The organism is Streptomyces sp. NPDC006012 (genome assembly GCF_042871185.1).
Taxonomy (GTDB): Bacteria; Actinomycetota; Actinomycetes; order Streptomycetales; family Streptomycetaceae; genus Streptomyces.
Genome location: NZ_JBIAIE010000028.1, coordinates 69,510 through 86,198, shown reverse-complemented (window position 1 = coordinate 86,198; position 16,689 = coordinate 69,510). Strand labels below are relative to the sequence as shown.

Below are 16,689 nucleotides of genomic sequence, written 5' to 3'. Positions count from 1 at the left end.
CTCGGAGACGGTGGTCGAGGAGCCGGAGGCGGAGCTGGTCCGCGAGGACGAGCGGGAGCGCGACGAGGACCAGGCCGTCGAGGAGACCGCGGAGGACGTGGTCGAGGCGGCCGTCGACACTGCGGCCGAGGACCTCTCGGAGACGGTGGTCGAGGAGCCGGAGGCGGAGCTGGTCCGCGAGGACGAGCGGGAGCGCGACGAGGACCAGGCCGTCGAGGAGACCGCGGAGGTCGAGGTCGAGGCGGCCGTCGACACTGCGGCCGAGCAGCAGGACGCCGGCGCAGGGGAGGAACGGCAGCAGAGCAACCCGTCCGAGCCTCGCCCGTACGCGGACGTGCCCGATGCGGAGCTCTCGACCACGCTGGCCTACTACGTGGAGGCGGCCGACACGGCGCAGGAGCACGCCGCTGCCCAGGAGGCGAAGGCTGCGGAACTGCACGCCGCGCTGGAGCCCGGCGGCGCAGTCGAGCGCAGTGTCGCTGAGCGCGCCGCCCGGATCGAGGCCATCCAGGACCTGCGGGCCATCGCCGTGGAGCTGCCCGCCGCACAGACCGCCGACATCAGGGCCCGCGAGGAAGCCGTCCGCATTGAGGCGAGTCTGGCCGAGACCGCCCGCTTCGGCCGCCCCGCCGTACGGGGTGAGGACCGAGTGCAGCTGGAGAACCGTCTGGCGGAGCTGCGGACGGAGCACGAGCGGTCCGCCGAGCGGATCACCGCCCTCCGGCAGCGGCAGGCCGACGCCGAGCGGACGGCCGGCCCCGCAGCGCAGCACGACGAGGCGTTGGCGTCGTGGGAACGAAGCGGTGGTTCGCGCGAGGCCGTGCTGGAGCGGACGAAGGAGGCGCGGCAGCGCCGGGCCGACACCGCGGGCCGAGAGGCGGCATCGGCGCGGGGCGAGGTCGGGAAGCTCGACGCGGCCGCGGCCGCGGTCAGGCAGGAGATGAACCGCCGTGATGCGCAGCCGTACGAGCAGCGCGTCGCGGAGGAGGCCCGCCGGGTCCAGGCCCAGCAGGAGGCCGCCCGGCAGCAGTCTCAGCAGCAGTCCGCGCAGCAGCAGGGCCCCGACGAGCAGCAGAGCCGGGGCGGGACCAAGCGGTGACCGCCCGTACGACGGCGGAGGGCCCGGGAAGCGTCGCTTCCCGGGCCCTCCGCCGTAGCGGCACGGCAGTCAGCTCTCCTTCTTCTCCCCGCTCTCCTTGCGGGCGGCCCGTGCCTGAGCGGCGGCCTTGGCCTCCTCGGCCAGCCGCAGCTTCTGGGCCTTCGCCGGGTGGAAGCGCTCGGCGGTGAGGAACGCCGGCGGTTCATCGAGCCACTCGGAGAACGCCCTGTCGTCAGCCGTGAGCGCCGGGGCGGGGGTCTCGGTGTGGGAGGTCTGGCAGCTGGCGCTGTTCAGCCGCGGCAGGAACGCGTACAGGTCCTTGATCCACTCGGCTTCCGACCGCAGCCCGAGCTTCGTGGGATCGCCCGCGTACGTGCGGAACCAGCCGGTGTAGAGGGCGGTCAGGTGCTCGACGATCCTGGGGTGGCGGTACCAGCAGCGGGCGACCTGGTTGCGGATGTCGTACGTCTTGATCAGCCAGTCCACCCAGAGGGTCATCTCGCCCAGTCGCGCCTCGCGTTCGTCGAGGTCCATGTCGGACCACACCCACCGCTGGGGCGGCGGCGGCTTCTTCTCGGCCGCGGGGGCCGCCGGGGTGCTGGCTGGCTCGGTCGCTTCGGTCGCTTCGGTGTCAGCCACGGTGCGTCTCCAGGGCCGGGGCGGTCGGGTCCTTGTCCAGGGAGACTGGGGACGTCGGGGAGGGCGGGCGGGTCAGCCACTTCCGCAGGTCCTCGTCCCGCCAGGTGAGCCTCATGTTCGCCCGGATGGGCGGGAGGTTGAAGTATTGGACGATCGCGGTGAACGTGGGGATCTCACGGAGTTTGTCCACCGGCAGCAGGTCGGTCTCCACCACGCTGGTGGACGTCGAGCTGCCCGACCGGCCGGAGGAGCGGGTCGAGCGCTCGACCTGCTCCTTGGCGAAGATGTAGTTGAAGTACCGCAGGGTGTTGTCGTCGGCCAGGCCCGGCAGCAGCATCCGCAGGGTGGACGCGGAGATCACGGTGCGGGCCCCGTCCTGCCCCACGCGGGCGGCGAGTTGGGCCAGGTCGTGCCAGATCGTCAGCATGGCGATGCCGATTCCGCGGCCGGTGGTGAGGGTCGTAGGCAGCTTCGGGTACCGCAGGACGTTGCCGGCCTCGTCGACGAAGCAGCCCAAAGCCGGGTCCAGGGGCTCCCCGGTCTTCTCGAACTTGGCCTCGGCCGCGTGGATGATCGAGGCGATGATGGAGGTGAACAGGGGCCCGTACCGTTCGGCGTTCGAGGGCGAGGCGACGAGACAGACGGTGCCCTTCTCCTCCAGCAGCTGCTCGGCGCTGAAGTCGGTGCGCTCGGCGACCACCCGGACGTCCCGGTTGCGGTAGACGGAGGCGACCACGTTCAAGGTGAACTGGACCGACCCGGCACCGTCCTCGTGGAGCTTCAGCCAGGGCTGGGCATAGTCCATGGCGACCTCGGGGTGCTCGGGTTCGAGGATCGAGCGGACGTGGTCGACGGCGTCCTTGCCGAGGGCGAGCCACTCCCTGAAGGCCCGCAGGCCGCCGCCGCTGATGTTCGCCGCGAGGAGCAGCCCGGCCAGGATCGCGCGGGCCTGCGCGATCCAGGGTTCGGACCGCGGGTCGTAGTGCTTCTGGGCCGCGTCGGCCATCCACTCCGCCATCCGCTCGGCGGATTCGTCGTCCTTGGCGTAGTCGACCGGCGACCAGTGGGCCGTTTCCCGGTCGTTCGGCAGTCCGGCGGGCGCGATGATCCACACCGGGCCGATCTCCCGGCGGCTGTTGTAGATCGCCTCCAGGTCGGCGGACTTCGTGGTGGTCACCACGCACGGGCCCTGCCACTCGGCGGCGTTGCCCATGAGCAGGCCGGTGGTCTTCGCGCTGCCGGGCGGGCCGAAGGCGATGGCGGAGCCGGCCCGCTCGATGACCGCGACGATCTTCTTGGTCTGCTGGCCGCGCCCGGCGGTGATGCGCGCCGGCCGCAGCTCGGGGTCTTCCGGAGCGGCCATCTCCAGCTCGGTCTTCCTGCCGCCCCACCGGGCACCGTCCAGGCGGGGCTTCCTGCGGCCGAAGGACTTCAGCAGCAGGGCCAGCAGGACGATCAGGAGGACGAGGAGCACTCCGATCATGAGGAGGAACGCCCAGGTGGGCGGGGCCGGTTCGTAGACGGACCCCGGGCCGTGCGTGACGGTCATCAAGACCGTCTCGGGCAGGCTCCTGGTCGAGCTGGACCAGCCGCGCCCGCTGACCAGCCCGGCCAGCGGCGCGGCGCTCAGGACGATGCCGCTGGCGCCGAGGGCGAACCCGAAGCCGATCGCGGCCAGCAGGGTGCCGTCGTCCATGCTCTTGTCGCCGGCCACCTCACACCACCATCCGCTCGTCCGTCTCGAACAGGGCCTTCTCTGTCTGACTGAGCAGCAGCTGGACGGCGTGGCTGCCCCCGCCGCGGCCGACCTTCCACAAGGCGCGGCCGCGCTGGCCGGCACCCCAGCCGCCGATGAGGTCGCACTCGGCGTCGGTCAGGCCGATCGCCTCGCGCGTCATCGCCAGCGGCTTGGTGTCCTGCGCGAGCTGGATGCGGGTCTCGCAGCTGGCGATGAGGTCCTTGGCGATGGCCGTGGCCTCGGAGCCCGCCGCGCCGACGGACTCGAAGTCGCTCAGGCGGTGGGTGGCCAGCAGCTGGATCGTGCCGGTCGCCCGGGAGAGCCGGAGGTCCGCGTCGATCTTGCGGACCATCGCGGCGCCGCCGGAGCGCATCTGCCGCCACAGCTCGTCGCGGACGACGATCCACGGGCGCTCGCCGGGCCGGTCGATGGCCGACTGGGCCCAGGAGGACACGCAGGTCAGCACCATCGCCACGGTCTCGTCGCCGTACTGCTCCAGCGCGCTGATGTCGACGCTCTGGATCGGCGCGTCCCAGTCGAGGCCGATGGAGGTCTGCTCGTCGAAGAGGCCGCCCAGGTGCCCGGTGATCATGCCGCCGAGCGCGGAACGCAGGGACGCCATCTGTTCGCGGGCGAGCTGGATGTCGTTGTCCCGCACCCGCAGTTCGCGGGCCATGGCCTCGCTGGGGTCGCGGAGCTTGTCGTAGACCCGGGGCAGGGTGGGGGTCTCCAGGTGGGTCTGGCCGTGCAGCTCGCCGGTGACCTCGCGCACCGCGACGTCCAGGCACTCCTCCTCCTGCGGCCGCAGGTTCCGCCGCAGCTGGAGTTCGAGCAGCGCCTTCAGGAGGGTCAGCCGTCGGCGGTGGATCTCCTTGAGGCGGCCCAGGAGGACGGCGCGGTCGGTGATGTTCTCCAGGTCGTAGCCGAGCGGGCCGGCGTCCAGGGGATTGAGGCGGCCCGGCAGGCCGGGGCCGAGCCGTACCGGCTCGACTCCGAGGTGCTCGCACAGGGCGGCGTACTCACCCTTGACGTCGCCGGCGATCAGCGTGCGGTGGCCCAGCGCCATCAGCCGGAAGCACAGGGCCTTGATGTGCGCCGACTTACCCGAGCCCGGGATGCCGGTCACCATCACGTTCGGGTTGGTGCACAGGCCCTCGCGGACCCAGGCGGCCGGGTGGGCGGAGAACGCCTGCATCGTCAGGGTGTTCCAGCCGATGTAGACGCCGATCGGCGGGAGGGACGCGGCGTGAAGGAAGGGGTAGATCCCGGAGGCGCGCTGCGTGTCGGCCCGGAAGACCTCGGCCTTCGCCAGCGAGGCGACCCGCCCCGCGAAGGGCTGGCTCCAGCCCTTGCGCGGGGCGATCCGCATGGCGTCCTCGGGACTCTCCAGCAGGCGCGCGCGCCGCAGCTCCCGCGCGGAGAGCTGACGGGGGATCGGGCCGGCGGACATCTCGTCGAGGAAGTCCCCGAGCGGCGCGGCCTTCAGCTTCGTGTCGCCGCCGCCGCTGCCGCGGCGGAAGGGAAGCGCCATCAGAGGCCCACCCTCCGGTCGGGCAGCCCCTGGCCGAGCGGCAGGGCTGCGATGGAAAACGCGTCGTCCTGGGCGCCCCAGACCCGTCGGATCTCCAGACCCGCCGAGGAGGCGTCCGCCTGGAGCTCGGCGCACGCCGTCTCCAGCTGCTCCAGGTCCGTCACGGTGACCGCGATCAGGGCCGTCAGGCGGACGACGCCGTGGCCGCTGGCCCGCGCGACGTCCTGGGCCCGCGCGGTCATCGACTCGCGGCGCTCGTCCTCGCTCTCCGCCCGGCCCGTCTTCGCCCGCACCTTGCGCACCGCGTCCCGCTTGGTCTTCTCGCGGGCCAGCTCCTGGCGGGCCTTGGCCGGTCCGATCGGCTCGTACAGCAGGGACAGCGCACGCCTGGCGTTCGCCCGCGGCCGCAGCAGCGGCTGGAGGAAGGTCGCGTACACCTCCGACTGCGGGAAGCCCCTTACCTGGTAGCTGACGGTCCAGGCACCGTCATGCCGGTACAGGCCCCAGCCGGTCTCGGTCGCCGCAGGCCCGGACACCTCGGGGGCGAGCCCCTTGGGGGCTCCTTCCCACTTGGCGTCATCGGCCGCGGTGTTGCGCGCCGAGAGGGCGAGCTGGGCCTCGGGGTCGAACGCGGTCCGGATCACCTGGCCGACTCCGCGGGGGGAGAGCCACTCGGCGACCTGGAGGCCGGCCGACGACAGGGCGCCGGCCATGGCGTTGATCTCGCGCACCAGGACGGCGGCCGCACCGACCTGCCCGCCGCCGGCGCCCTTCACGGCGAGCCGGGCCCGCGCGGCGGACAGCGTGATGGACAGGTAGGTCTCCCGGCTGGTCGCCACCGGGCCCGCGCTCTCCATCAGCTCGCCCAGGGCCTGAACAGCGGCCTGCGGAGCTTCGGGTGCGATGTGCCGCTCGGTCCAGGAACGCAGGGCCGCGCCGTCGTCGGGCAGGCTGCGCTGGTGCACGGAGATCCGGGTGATCGCCGAGTCCTCCTTGCAGTGGCTGCGCAGGAAGGCGGCCCAGCCGCGGACCCGGGCGTTCTGCTTCTCGGTGTCGATCAAGGCCAGGCCGGGGAAGGTGACCCGGCAGATCGCCGTGTACGTGCCTTCGGTCGAGTTGTGCATGACGCCGATCTGGCCGCCGAGACCGTCCGGCGCCTCCAGCAGGTGGAGCCGGGCGAGCCGCCCCGGCAGGTCCATCGGCTGGGTGCCGTCCTTGGTACGCGGGGCGAAGATTCCGCTGAAGAAGACGTTGCGCGAGGTTGCCACGGCGATCTGGTGCCTTACTGCGAGGACGATCCACTCGTCCGCCGACAGCCCGAGGACTCGCCCGTAGGCGAGCACGAGCATGACGGCGGACAGGGGCAGGGCGATGACGGCCACGCCCCAGGAGCGGGAGTAGATGGGGATCATGGCGCTGACGGCGGCGCCCGCGACCAGGATGAACCCGAAGCCGCTCAGGTTCCCGATGAAGCCGCTTCGCTCCGCCTGCCAGCCGCCGTACACGGCGGGTTCGGTCTGGGACATGGGTCAGCTCCCGTCCGACTGGGTGGGGTTGGGGGGCGGGGGCGCCGGTGAAGGGGCGGGCGTCGGTGGTTCGGACTCCTGCGTCGCCGGTTGCGCCGGGACGGCGGCCGGCTGGTCCTGCCCGCCGCTGCGAGGCGGGACCACGACGTGACGGCCGCCCTGGGCGCCGTGACCGAGGCCCGCGTGGGCCGCGGCGTTCTGGAGACTGCTCTCGGCCATGTCCTTGCCCACCGCGGCGACCTGGAGGCCGACGCCGACGACACCGCCGGCCTTGCCCATGAAGCTGCCGCCCTTGCTGCCGAGCATCGCCTTGGACCAGAAGCCTCCGCCGCCTCCTCCGCCTCCGCCGCCGTTCGACTCGGAGGCCGCGGAGGAGTTCTCGCCCTCCAGGGCTTTGGTGTAGCCCCCGCCGCCGCCGACGGTGCCCGCGCCGCTGGGCGCGGCCTGGTTCCCGCCGAACATGGACGAGACGCTGCTGCCGACGCTGCTGATCATCCCGGACGCGGCGGAGTTCCCCTCGCCGTTGCTGGTCAGGACGATGAACTTGGCCAGGACGGGCCAGCTGGTCGCGGCCACCACGAAGATGATCAGGCCGACGATCACGTTGCGCACGCCCTCGGCGCCCGACATCGCGGAGAACCCGATGGAGAAGATGATCACGATGGTCGGCTTCATGAGGATCAAGGCGATGAGCGCGTTCCGCGTCTTGGGCCACCAGTCCTTGGTGGCGTCGGACATCGAGCCCGCCAGCGCGACGGGGATCATCGTCACGAGGATCATGATCCCGGCCTGACGGACCAGCATCTCCACCCACAGGGCACCGATCGCCAGGATGCAGAGGATCGAGATCACGATCACGAAGCCGACCGCGGTCGGCGCGATGCCGCTGCCGGTGATCAGGGCCGAGCCCGCCGCGGTGGCGCCGCCGCCGCCGACGAGTCCGCTGAACAGCATCCCGAGCTGCTTCTCCATGGCGTCGGCTGCGTCCCCGTTGGTGCTTCCGCCGGAGTCGAAGGTGTAGTTGATCAGTGCGGTGCTGAGGGTGTCGGACCAGTTGAGTGCCACCTGGGTGCCGAAGAGATAGACCCCGAGGATGACGCCCCATTTGGCCAGGCCGACGATCGCGGTGGCGGCCGGACCGCCCTGCTGGGAAACAGCGACTTTCGAGAACTGCACCAGCATCAGGAATGCCGCGATGATGACGGACAATCCCGTCGTAATTCCCAGGACCGGCCCGATTCCGGTTTTGGACAGGTCGATGGTGCTGATCGAGTTGAAGGCATCGGCGAACTGCTTCAGCAGCCAGACCACGGAGTGGCCCAGCATAGAGGCCGCTTCCTCCAGGGCGTTGGCGGCCATGTCGCTGATCTTGCCCGCGACCCAGTCCAGCGGCGTCTTCGCGGGCGGCGGATACTTCCCCGCGGCCTCGGCGTTGCACTGCTGGAACGACTTCTTATCGGTCTTCACGCATTTGACGAGATAGCTGTGATACTTCTCGTAATTCGGCGCGTTCTTGTCGGCCTTCTTCTCCCAGCGCTTCAGCTCGTTGAGCTCGAAGGTCCGGGCGTCCTCCGGGTCGCTGGAGCCCTCGCCGATGCAGACCGTCTGCCCGGCGGGGAAGTCCTGGCAGTCCTCCGGCGCCCGGCAGTTCAGGCGCTTCTTCTGGTCGGCGTCGTCCAGGTCGCAGTATTCGCCCGTCTGCTTGTTGATGCCGACCCGCTCGCCGTGGCTCAGTGACTCCGGATAGGGGTCCGGCGGCTTGGCGCCGGCGAACGCTATCGACGTGCCGGACGTGAGCATGATCAGCAGGGCGGCCACGAGGGCGCCGACCCGCGCGAGGGTCCTAGTCATCGGACACCTGCCTCCAGCCGTCCAGCCAGGCGTACTTGCTGTCCGGGTCGTAGGCGTGCGGGCCCTTCACCTTGGCGGTCCACTGCGGGTCGGTGGTGACCTTCCAGTCCCCGCTCTCCCACTTGAGGACCAGGCTGGTGGTCTCGTCACGCAGCGGATTGTCGTCCGCGCCCTTGTCGCGGATCGTGGCGAACCGGTCGTAGTTCAGCCACACCACGACGACGTCGCCGGTCTTGTCCAGGGAGCGGCCGAGCGCCGCCTTCACGCTGGTGCTGAAGGTGATGCCGTCGGGCGTGCCCCCGGAGGGAGGCAGCCCGACGCCCTCGCGGACCTTGCGCACCTCGCTGACCCCCTGGTCGACCGTCCCGGGGGAGTCCGCGGCCGCGATGGCCTTCCACTGCTTGCGGGCCAGGACGTCGTCCAGGAGGTCGAGGTCCTCCCAGTAGGAGACGCCCGCGCTGACCGCGCCGAGGTTGGAGTGCTCGAAGCCGGTCCCGATGCTGCCGCCGGCGTTCGACGTCGGCTTCAGCAGCGGGATGGGCGGGGCGGTGGCCGGGGTGAACTCCTTCATGGCCGAGGCGCCGGGCGAGGCGGTCGACGAGGCGCTCGGCGAGGCTTTCGCGTCCGGCGAGCCGGGTCCGCTGCTGTCGTCGTCGCCCCACAGCGTCACCACGAGGGTGCCGCCGACGGCCAGGACCGCGACGACGCCGACGCCGATGCCCGCCAGCTTCAGCCGGGCCCTGCGGGCCCGGCTCTCGTAGCGGTCCGCCATTACTTGCCGCCCTGCGTCATGGTGTAGAAGCCCCAGACCAGGCCGCTGGTGACGCCGATGCCGACGGCGGCGACGACCGACCACACGATGGCCGACTTGCCGCGGGCGGCGAGCTGGCCGCGCTCGGTGTTGTGGCCGATGGCGACGCACGCCCAGCCGGTCAGGCCGCCCAGCACCGCCAGCGCGAGCCCGCCGCCGGCCGTCCAGCCCAGGATCTTGCCGGTGGGGTTCTGGAGTTCGCCGGGCAGGGACGGCGTGAAGCCGGGAATCACCGGCTCGTCCGCCGCGAGCGTGGTGACGTCGTGGAGGGTCTGGAGGAACTGGCTCATGTGGTGAGGCCCCCTTCTGAAACGGGTTGGGCGGGATCTTGGGTCGGACCGGCGGGCAGGGCCGCCGGGATCGGTGCGGGCGGCAGCGGATCGCCCCAGGTCCGGTGAGCCGCTGCGAGCACTGCGGCGACGGCCCGCTCGGCCGCCTCCTTGGTGCGCCGGCCGAGGCGGTCGGGGTCGGCCAGGCCGTGGGTGCGGATGTGCGGATCGCACGGCACCGTCACTACGGCCGCCACCAGGGACTGGAGCATCGTGGCAGCCGCCTTGACGGCGGCGGGGATGCGGCCCTCTCCCGGTGAGGAGAGCACCACGACGGCGCGCTGGAGAGGCAACCCCTCCGCGGAAGCGGCCTTGATGGCCGTCTGGAGCGCGGCGACGCCGGGCCCGGTGGCCAGCGCGCACAGCACCGGTACGGAGAAGGGCAGCGAGCACCAGGCCGCCGTCAGCCCGGGGCGGCCGCCGGCCCGCGCGGTGACGATGTCGTGGGCGATGAGGTGCGTGGTGTCGGCCACGACGGCCTGCCAGCCTCCCCCGGCTCCCAGCTGGTACCAGGCCGCCGGGTCCTCGGGGAGCGCGAGCTGTCCCTGGTGCCACTCCAGGTGGTCGGTGAGCACGCCCCAGCTCCTGCCGTCCGCGGCCGGGAAGGTCGAGGCGGCGGCCTGGGCCTGCTCGCGCGTGAACGGGCGGTCCGGCGGCAACGAGGCCAGTCCGGCGCCGGGCTGATTCGGCCAGGACGGCCACGGAGAGGACAACCGCGATGCCGTGTCCAGCACCACGCTGCTGCCCGCAGCTGCGAAGGAAAGACCGAGCAGGCCAGCGGTAGTTGACCGGCCGCTTCCGCCCGTCGCGCCCAACACCGGTACCAGCACGCGCGTTTGGGCGGGCAACGTCACGCCCTGTGACTGTTTCTTAGGCAACGCTCCCCCGTATTGCAACTGTAACCACTCTCATGATCACGCGACGTGAACACGTGTCCGGAAGTCTATGACGGGCATCCGACACACCAGTGGTGCCCTTGATGAGGGACGCGTGTCAATTCCTTTATGTGGCACCCCAGTTGATGCGGTTCATCATCTTTAACGACGCTTTGGGTAATTCTGTTGCACCTCGTGTGGGTGACGCCGCCGCGATCCGCGTTACTGCCTTTGGGCCGGGAAATGCCATGTGGCAATGTGACGTTCAGTGGCGAGGGGTGGCACCCGGGCGTCGGGCTCCGTGGCCGGTTAACGACTGGCGGAGCCGCGCGGAAGCGGGCCGGGGACACCGTGAGGCGAGGGGGAGCGGTTGAAGGCCAAACGGGGGATCGCGCTGACGGCGGCCGTCTTCGTCGTCAGCCCGCTGGCGCTGGGGCTCGGGATCATCCTGCTCATCGCGGCCAGCGACGACGACAAGGGGGGCGGCGGAGGAGACTTCGACCTCAGCGCTGCGGGCTCGCTGCGGATCGGCAAGGGCTACGTACCCGCGCAGTACGCGGGCCTGATCGAGAAGGCGGCTGCTGAATGCGACGCCGGCCTTCCGGCGTCGGTCCTCGCGGCCCAGCTCAAGCAGGAGTCCGGGTTCAACCCCAAAGCCCAGTCCTACGAGTACGTGAAGGACCCCGCGACCGGAGAGACGATCAAACGGCCTCTCGCCAAGGGCATCGCGCAGTTCATTGACGGCACGTGGGCGTCGTCGGGGATCGACGGGAACGGTGACGGCAAGAAGGACGTCTGGAACCCCGAGGACGCCATCCCCTCCCAGGGGGAGATGATGTGCAAGCTGCTCAAGACCGCCAAGAAGCACCCCGGCTACAACGGATCGCCCATCGAGCTGGCGCTCGCCGGCTACAACGCGGGATGGGGCCGGGTCGACGAGTACAAAGGCGTCCCCCCGGCCAGCTTCGCCGACGGGCAGACGTACAACTACGTGAAGATCATCATGGCCACCGTCGAGAGCCTCACCGCCCCGAACACCTCCGGGGAGCCGGGCACCTCCGGCGGGTGGGGCCGGCCGGTGAAGGGACCGCTCGGGACGCCGTACCACCAGCAGGGCGGCGCGTGGTCCAGCGGTTACCACACCGGCATCGACTTCGCGGTGCCCACCGGCACCTCCATACACGCCGTCGGTCCCGGGAAGGTCGTCGCGGCCGGACCCGGCGGCGCGTACGGCAACCAGGTGGTCATCAAGCACGCGGACGGCATGTACAGCCAGTACGCCCACATGAGCAAGGTTCGCGTCTCCACCGGCGACAGCGTCAGTGGCGGCCAGGTCATCGGCCTGTCCGGCGAAACGGGCAACGCCTTCGGCCCGCACCTGCACTTCGAGATCCGGACCGGCCCCGACTACGGCACCGACGTCAGCCCCCTGCCCTACCTGCGCAAGAAGGGCATCGACATCTGACCGTCCCACCGACCGACGCCACCACCAGCAAGGACACCGCCGTGAGCGACCACTACCGCCCCTGGGGAACCGCTACCCACCACTTCTGGACGTCCCCCGACCCGGACCGACCCGCGGCCGAACCGGCGGCGGCCGCCGTACAGCAGGCTCCGCAGGCCGAGGCGCGGCCGGCGGCCGACGCCGCCGCGGAGACGGGCGAGTCCGGCCCCGTGCAGCACCAGGCGGAGCAGGCCGCCGCGAACACCGGTCAGGAGGGCGTCGCCCAGCAGCCGGCCGGGGACGCTGCCGCCGCTGCCCTGGCGGAACTCCCGCCGGGATTCATGGAGCGCATCAACGCCGTCACCGCGGCGTTCGGCCGGCCCGAAGACCACCACGGACTCAGCGTCGCCGGGGTCGAGGCCGAGAAGCTCGACCAAGAGCTGACCGCCCTGTTCGGGGAGCGCCACACCTATACGGTCAACATCCGCGAACTCCGCGGCTGGCTCGCCTTCATGACGGGCGACCACGCAACCGCGACCCGCTGGTACCTGCACACCGCAGGTCTCAACATCGGCCTGCTCGGGCCCTCCGCACCGCAGACCCAGGAATCCGTCAAGCGAGCCATCCACCTCTGGCAGCAGGTCACCGATCACGCCGAGATCGTCCGCCTCGGCTCCGATCTCGCCTCCGTGACCGCCCTGGTCCTCGGCAGCGACGACCAGGCGCTCCGCTTCGTCCAGGGCCGGGTGGCACGCCACCAGCAGCCCCCGCAGTAGAACGACCCCCTCCCCGTGAGCCCCCGGCGACGTCCGCCGGGGGCTCACGCGCGTCTGGCCGGAATCGAGCGGGTCCGGGTCGAGGGCCGGGCGGCCCGCTTGACGTCTGTCGGGTTTCCCCGACAAACTCTCTCTTGTCGGGGAACCCCGACAGGATGCGGAGGAGAGTCGTGACCACGTACAGCTCCAGCTACACCGGCCCGCAGTGGAAGATCGCCCAGGTGGAACTGGACCCGGAGACCCGAACACCCGCGGCGACCGTGATGGAACCCACCGAGCTCGCCGGCCCGACCGCCTTCTGGCCGGACGGAACCACCTCCTACCTCCTGCACTTCCACGGTGGTGCCGTCACCAGCTGGACCGTCGCAGACGAGGCCGACACGGCGGTGCGAGCCCTGGAGGCGGTGCGCACCGGAGAGGAGATCGCCCCGGACGCCCTGCGGGCCTACATCCGGGACGTGCGCCGCCTGGAGACGCGCATGACCGCGCTGAAGGAGGAACTTCTCCTCATCGCCCGTGAGCCGGGCCCGACCGGCCGGGCCCGGCTCACCTTCCGGGAGATCGGCGACGAACTGCGTCAGCACCACAGCACCGTCGCCGAGCGCCACCAGCGCATCGTCGACGGCGACCCGGCCCCGTGGAGGGCCTGGCTGACCCAGCACACGGAGCGCGCGGCGCTGTACTCCAACGGCGGTGAACTGCCCCGCACCCCCGAGCCGCCCCGCGAGCACGAGACCAACGTCTACGACAGCGAGGAGGAGCCCGGCAAGGTGATCGCCCTCTGCCGGTGCGGCTGGTCCGGCCCCGCCGGCACCAACACCATCACCGCCGCGCGGCAGGGCAAGGCCCATGAGGACCAGCCAGAGGCATGAGAACCCGGGGCCGCCGACTGCTTGCAGGCGTCGCGGCCGCCCCGGGGGCGCCCTCAATCCCGTAACGACGAAACGAGGAACAACACCATGATGACCGATCGCTCGGCGCCCGTGCAGGCCCTGGCGTTCACCGGCGGGCTGCTGGCCACCTGGGACGCCCTGCACCCCCTGTTCGACCAGTGGTTCCAGGGAGGCAGGGACGCGGCGAACAAGGGCGCCCTCGGCCGCCACCTGGTCTACCGCGACGGAACGCCCGTGGGACACGAGCCCGCGGACGACGACCGGAGCGGCCAGCCCACCATGACCGCCACCCGTCTGGGCTGGATCAGCGCCGCCCGGCACGTCGCCAGCTACAGCGCCGGCCAGGCTGCGGGAACCGTCCTGCTCACCCGCGTCCTCGGCTACCGCGTGCCGGTCACGGCTCTGGCCGCCGGCACGGGCATCAACGCGCTCACCCACCTCGTGATCGACAAGCGCCAGCCCCTGCTGTGGCTCGCCGCGAAGGCGGGGAAGTGTGGGTACGTCGAGCACTGCACCGTCGTCCGCCGTCTCGACGAGGACGGCACACCCCAGGTGGAGGCTTCGGGGCCCGGCACAGCGGCCTTCGAGCTCGACCAGGCCCTCCATCGCGCCATCGGTGCCGTCGCCGCCGTCACCACGGCCTGGCTGACCATCCGCTCGCTCAAGAAGGGACGTGCAGCATGACCGAGGACCTGTGGAGTCTCCTGCGCTCGACGCACGAGGTGCAGCGCATGTGTGACGACCTCCGGGTCAGCGACGCGGCCGGCACCACCACGGTGGAGCAGGAGCGCGAGTACCGACTGTGCCGTGCTGCGCTCGCGCAGCGCCACCTCGCGGCCGCCGCCGACACCGGGAGCGACCCCGAGGAAGCCCGTCGCGACGCGGAGCTGACCGCACAGCTGCTGTGGAAGCACGACACCCTCCACGGCGGCCACCGCGGTCCGCTGCCCGCCTCGCACTCAACGTGGAACGTCTCGAACCTCGACCGCTACGTCCGCCAGGAGGCCGAGGCCACAGGGCTCAACCCCCACTGACGGGTGACCGCGCACGCGAACGCCCCCGCCGCGGCGGGGGCGTTCGCGTGCTCTCGGCCGGTCACCGGCGGGCGGGCAGCAGCCCCTTCGTCAGCCCGTGGCCTGGGTGCGGGTTCCCGACGTGATGCAGCGGCCGCACCGTGCCGTCCGGCGGGGCCGGGATGCTCGGACCGTGCATCCACCGGGAGAGCTCCTCGCCGCGGAACAGGCCGTAGACGTAGCGGACCTTGGCGTCGCCCAGCGGGCCGTTCAGCACCGCCAGCAGATGGGTGATGAGTTCACCGCCTCGCTCCGCGCTGACCGTCGCAGCCTCCCGCCAGGGTTCCTCGTCGTCCCCCTCGATCTGGAGCATGATGCGGGCCGGCTCGTCATGGACGACCTCGGTCTGCTTCTCGCCGTTCGGCGGCCCCCACAGGTCGACGCCGACGATGCGGTCCGCTCTGATGAGGCGATCCGAGGACAGACGGACCCAGGTGTTCACCAACGACGACATCGTTTCTCACTCCCCGCGTACACGAACAACCAGGGCGATCCACCGACTTGCGGCGCAGCCGCCCGGAGTGGCGCGAATTGCCTGCGTCACTGTCTGCTTTCTACCACCTGGCTAAGACATGTGGCCTGCGGGTTTCTTCCCGGGCTGTCGCCGGCCCCGTCGGGAGACAGTTCCGGCCCGGCAGGAGAAGACCTGCCGGGCCGGAACGTGTGCGGGCGTGGGTGTGCTCAGGGAGACGGTTCACCCTTCATCGTGTCGAGGAAGTTCATCCACGTCGTGCGGTCGAACTCGAAGACGGCGCCGCCGGGGTCCTTGGAGTCCCGAACCGCCATCTTGCCCGTGGCGCCGGCGCCCATGCGTCGGGCCTCGACGCACTGACCACCCTGGTTATCGCTGTAGCTGGAGGTGAACCAGTCGCCGGTCTGCGCGTCGTCGTCCCGGTGGGCCATGTCAAAACTCCTTGATTGCCTTATGGATCATGCTCACGGACTCCGTGTGTCCTGGAGCGGCCGCTTGCAGGTCAGAGAATGTTTCGTCGTAACGGTCGGTGTCAGAGGGCTTGCGCAGGACCCAGGCGTCGGCCCGGTTCTCCAGGTAGACGATCGGCGGGAAGGGCGAGCGGTCACCGAACCGCAAATAGGTGAAGGCGCCGTTCATGCCGGGGTGTGCCCCAAGGTCGAAGGGAACGACCTGGATGCGGACGTTGGGCAGGGAGGTGGCGAGCTCTGCGATGTGCCCGAGCTGTTCACGCATCACCGCGGAGTCCCCGATGCGCCGCTTGAGCACGGCTTCATTGATGATGGCCGTCAGCTTGAGGGGAGAGTCCTCGCGGTGCAGGGCTTCCTGACGGGTCATCCGTACGGCCACCAACTTGTCGATTCCGGCGGGGCTGAGCTCCTGCGTCGGGAGCGGCAGCGCCCTCACGTACGCCTCGGTCTGGAGCAGGCCGGGGACGAACTCGTTCTCGTAGTTCTGGACCGCGGCGGCAACAGCCTCCTGCCCCAGGTATGCCTTGAAGCCGGGACTGATGACTGGCGCCAGCTCCCGCTTCTGCCACCAGTCCTTCTTCGTCTTGGTCACGGTGGCGTAGCCGACCAGGGTGTCTCGATGCTCGGGGTCCGCCTCGTAGATGTCGCAGAGCGCCATCACATCTGCCGGTTCCACGATGCCGTTCTCGGCAGCTTCCAGCCGGTTGATCTTTGATGGGCTGACCACCAGCCGTTTGGCCACCGACGCCGCTGTCATGCCCCTCGCGTCACGCAGCTCCCGCAGCTCGATGGCCAGCTGGAGACGGCACAGTGCCGGTGCGGCCGACCCTGCTTCTTCACTCATCCCGCATCCCTTCGTCGAGCAAGAGCCAGTGTGTCGGTCACCCTTCTGGCACGGCAAGAAATCTTCTGCGCAAGTGCGATGAATTCTGCCAGCTCATGAGCATCCGTCAGCACCCCGTTGCCGCACGTAAGTTCGAGCTCCAGTCCTTCACGCAGAATTCTGCGAGAAGGGTTTCCACGGTAGCGAATCTGGTGGCATCCTGGGTCCGGTCACCACAGAACGCGCTCGCCCCGCGACTCAAAGTGATCTTGAAGCGGGTACCGAGGACATGCCGACCGGGGAGGAAACCCGGATGATGCCGAAGCCCAGTCAGGTCCC

16 protein-coding genes and 1 pseudogene are annotated in these 16,689 nt (G+C 70.7%); 6 read left to right on the top strand and 11 right to left on the bottom strand.

What is annotated here, in order from left to right; genetic code table 11:
• Window positions 1-1,099 (top strand): annotated as a pseudogene (locus ACFYPJ_RS32970) (hypothetical protein); the annotation flags it as partial.
• 69 nt (window positions 1,100-1,168) lie between these two features.
• On the opposite strand, the gene ACFYPJ_RS32965 reads toward ACFYPJ_RS32970, so the two are convergent.
• From ACFYPJ_RS32965 to ACFYPJ_RS32930, 8 genes are read right to left on the bottom strand one after another with little or no spacing between them, the layout of a single operon-like run.
• The gene (locus ACFYPJ_RS32965; protein ID WP_389025126.1) at window positions 1,169-1,738 is read right to left on the bottom strand and encodes a hypothetical protein; all 570 of its coding nucleotides are present in this window, start codon (window positions 1,736-1,738) and stop codon (window positions 1,169-1,171) included.
• Complete coding sequence (locus ACFYPJ_RS32960; RefSeq protein WP_389025124.1) at window positions 1,731-3,452, bottom strand: type IV secretory system conjugative DNA transfer family protein; 1,722 nt, start codon at window positions 3,450-3,452, stop codon at window positions 1,731-1,733. The genes ACFYPJ_RS32965 and ACFYPJ_RS32960 overlap by 8 nt, the downstream gene beginning before the upstream one ends.
• 1 nt (window position 3,453) lies before the next feature.
• Complete coding sequence (locus tag ACFYPJ_RS32955) at window positions 3,454-5,007, bottom strand: type VI secretion protein (RefSeq protein WP_135788927.1); 1,554 nt, start codon at window positions 5,005-5,007, stop codon at window positions 3,454-3,456.
• Complete coding sequence (locus ACFYPJ_RS32950; protein WP_135788926.1) at window positions 5,007-6,533, bottom strand: SCO6880 family protein; 1,527 nt, start codon at window positions 6,531-6,533, stop codon at window positions 5,007-5,009. The genes ACFYPJ_RS32955 and ACFYPJ_RS32950 overlap by 1 nt, the downstream gene beginning before the upstream one ends.
• 3 nt (window positions 6,534-6,536) lie before the next feature.
• A complete protein-coding gene (locus ACFYPJ_RS32945; RefSeq protein ID WP_389025121.1) occupies window positions 6,537-8,384 on the bottom strand; it encodes a hypothetical protein in 1,848 nt (615 codons plus the stop codon).
• Window positions 8,377-9,156, bottom strand: coding sequence for a hypothetical protein (locus ACFYPJ_RS32940; protein ID WP_389025120.1), 780 nt, complete (start codon window positions 9,154-9,156; stop codon window positions 8,377-8,379). Before ACFYPJ_RS32940 ends, ACFYPJ_RS32945 begins: the two co-directional genes overlap by 8 nt.
• A complete protein-coding gene (locus ACFYPJ_RS32935; RefSeq protein ID WP_135788924.1) occupies window positions 9,156-9,485 on the bottom strand; it encodes a hypothetical protein in 330 nt (109 codons plus the stop codon). The genes ACFYPJ_RS32940 and ACFYPJ_RS32935 overlap by 1 nt, the downstream gene beginning before the upstream one ends.
• Window positions 9,482-10,183: a hypothetical protein gene (locus ACFYPJ_RS32930; protein ID WP_389025118.1), complete on the bottom strand. Its 702-nt coding sequence runs from the start codon at window positions 10,181-10,183 to the stop codon at window positions 9,482-9,484. The genes ACFYPJ_RS32935 and ACFYPJ_RS32930 overlap by 4 nt, the downstream gene beginning before the upstream one ends.
• A gap of 586 nt (window positions 10,184-10,769) precedes the next feature.
• Between ACFYPJ_RS32930 and ACFYPJ_RS32925 the strand changes: the two genes are divergently transcribed.
• From ACFYPJ_RS32925 to ACFYPJ_RS32905, 5 genes are all read left to right on the top strand, one after another.
• Complete coding sequence (locus ACFYPJ_RS32925) at window positions 10,770-11,864, top strand: peptidoglycan DD-metalloendopeptidase family protein (protein WP_389025116.1); 1,095 nt, start codon at window positions 10,770-10,772, stop codon at window positions 11,862-11,864.
• 41 nt (window positions 11,865-11,905) lie between these two features.
• Window positions 11,906-12,619, top strand: coding sequence for a hypothetical protein (locus ACFYPJ_RS32920; RefSeq protein ID WP_389025114.1), 714 nt, complete (start codon window positions 11,906-11,908; stop codon window positions 12,617-12,619).
• Window positions 12,620-12,789: 170 nt separating this feature from the next.
• The gene (locus tag ACFYPJ_RS32915; protein ID WP_389025112.1) at window positions 12,790-13,491 is read left to right on the top strand and encodes a hypothetical protein; all 702 of its coding nucleotides are present in this window, start codon (window positions 12,790-12,792) and stop codon (window positions 13,489-13,491) included.
• A gap of 87 nt (window positions 13,492-13,578) precedes the next feature.
• On the top strand, window positions 13,579-14,196 hold the full coding sequence (locus ACFYPJ_RS32910) for a hypothetical protein (RefSeq protein ID WP_389025110.1): 618 nt from the start codon (window positions 13,579-13,581) through the stop codon (window positions 14,194-14,196).
• Complete coding sequence (locus ACFYPJ_RS32905; RefSeq protein WP_389025108.1) at window positions 14,193-14,546, top strand: hypothetical protein; 354 nt, start codon at window positions 14,193-14,195, stop codon at window positions 14,544-14,546. The genes ACFYPJ_RS32910 and ACFYPJ_RS32905 overlap by 4 nt, the downstream gene beginning before the upstream one ends.
• A 61-nt stretch (window positions 14,547-14,607) precedes the next feature.
• Here ACFYPJ_RS32905 and ACFYPJ_RS32900 read toward each other — a convergent pair whose 3' ends face one another.
• From ACFYPJ_RS32900 to ACFYPJ_RS32890, 3 genes are all read right to left on the bottom strand, one after another.
• Window positions 14,608-15,039: a hypothetical protein gene (locus ACFYPJ_RS32900; RefSeq protein ID WP_135788918.1), complete on the bottom strand. Its 432-nt coding sequence runs from the start codon at window positions 15,037-15,039 to the stop codon at window positions 14,608-14,610.
• A 227-nt stretch (window positions 15,040-15,266) separates the two neighbouring features.
• Complete coding sequence (locus tag ACFYPJ_RS32895; RefSeq protein ID WP_389025106.1) at window positions 15,267-15,488, bottom strand: DUF397 domain-containing protein; 222 nt, start codon at window positions 15,486-15,488, stop codon at window positions 15,267-15,269.
• A 1-nt stretch (window position 15,489) separates the two neighbouring features.
• The gene (locus ACFYPJ_RS32890) at window positions 15,490-16,371 is read right to left on the bottom strand and encodes a helix-turn-helix domain-containing protein (RefSeq protein WP_389025104.1); all 882 of its coding nucleotides are present in this window, start codon (window positions 16,369-16,371) and stop codon (window positions 15,490-15,492) included.
• Window positions 16,372-16,689 lie beyond the last annotated feature (318 nt).

Bases quoted from the DNA above. Each gene is read 5' to 3' on its own strand.
- ACFYPJ_RS32950 (WP_135788926.1), bottom strand. From the start codon at position 6,533: ATGTCCCAGACCGAACCCGCCGTGTACGGCGGCTGGCAGGCGGAGCGA.
- ACFYPJ_RS32890 (WP_389025104.1), bottom strand. From the start codon at position 16,371: ATGAGTGAAGAAGCAGGGTCGGCCGCACCGGCACTGTGCCGTCTCCAG.
- ACFYPJ_RS32910 (WP_389025110.1), top strand. From the start codon at position 13,579: ATGATGACCGATCGCTCGGCGCCCGTGCAGGCCCTGGCGTTCACCGGC.
- ACFYPJ_RS32895 (WP_389025106.1), bottom strand. From the start codon at position 15,488: ATGGCCCACCGGGACGACGACGCGCAGACCGGCGACTGGTTCACCTCC.
- ACFYPJ_RS32940 (WP_389025120.1), bottom strand. From the start codon at position 9,156: ATGGCGGACCGCTACGAGAGCCGGGCCCGCAGGGCCCGGCTGAAGCTG.
- ACFYPJ_RS32955 (WP_135788927.1), bottom strand. From the start codon at position 5,007: ATGGCGCTTCCCTTCCGCCGCGGCAGCGGCGGCGGCGACACGAAGCTG.
- ACFYPJ_RS32945 (WP_389025121.1), bottom strand. From the start codon at position 8,384: ATGACTAGGACCCTCGCGCGGGTCGGCGCCCTCGTGGCCGCCCTGCTG.
- ACFYPJ_RS32935 (WP_135788924.1), bottom strand. From the start codon at position 9,485: ATGAGCCAGTTCCTCCAGACCCTCCACGACGTCACCACGCTCGCGGCG.
- ACFYPJ_RS32905 (WP_389025108.1), top strand. From the start codon at position 14,193: ATGACCGAGGACCTGTGGAGTCTCCTGCGCTCGACGCACGAGGTGCAG.
- ACFYPJ_RS32900 (WP_135788918.1), bottom strand. From the start codon at position 15,039: ATGTCGTCGTTGGTGAACACCTGGGTCCGTCTGTCCTCGGATCGCCTC.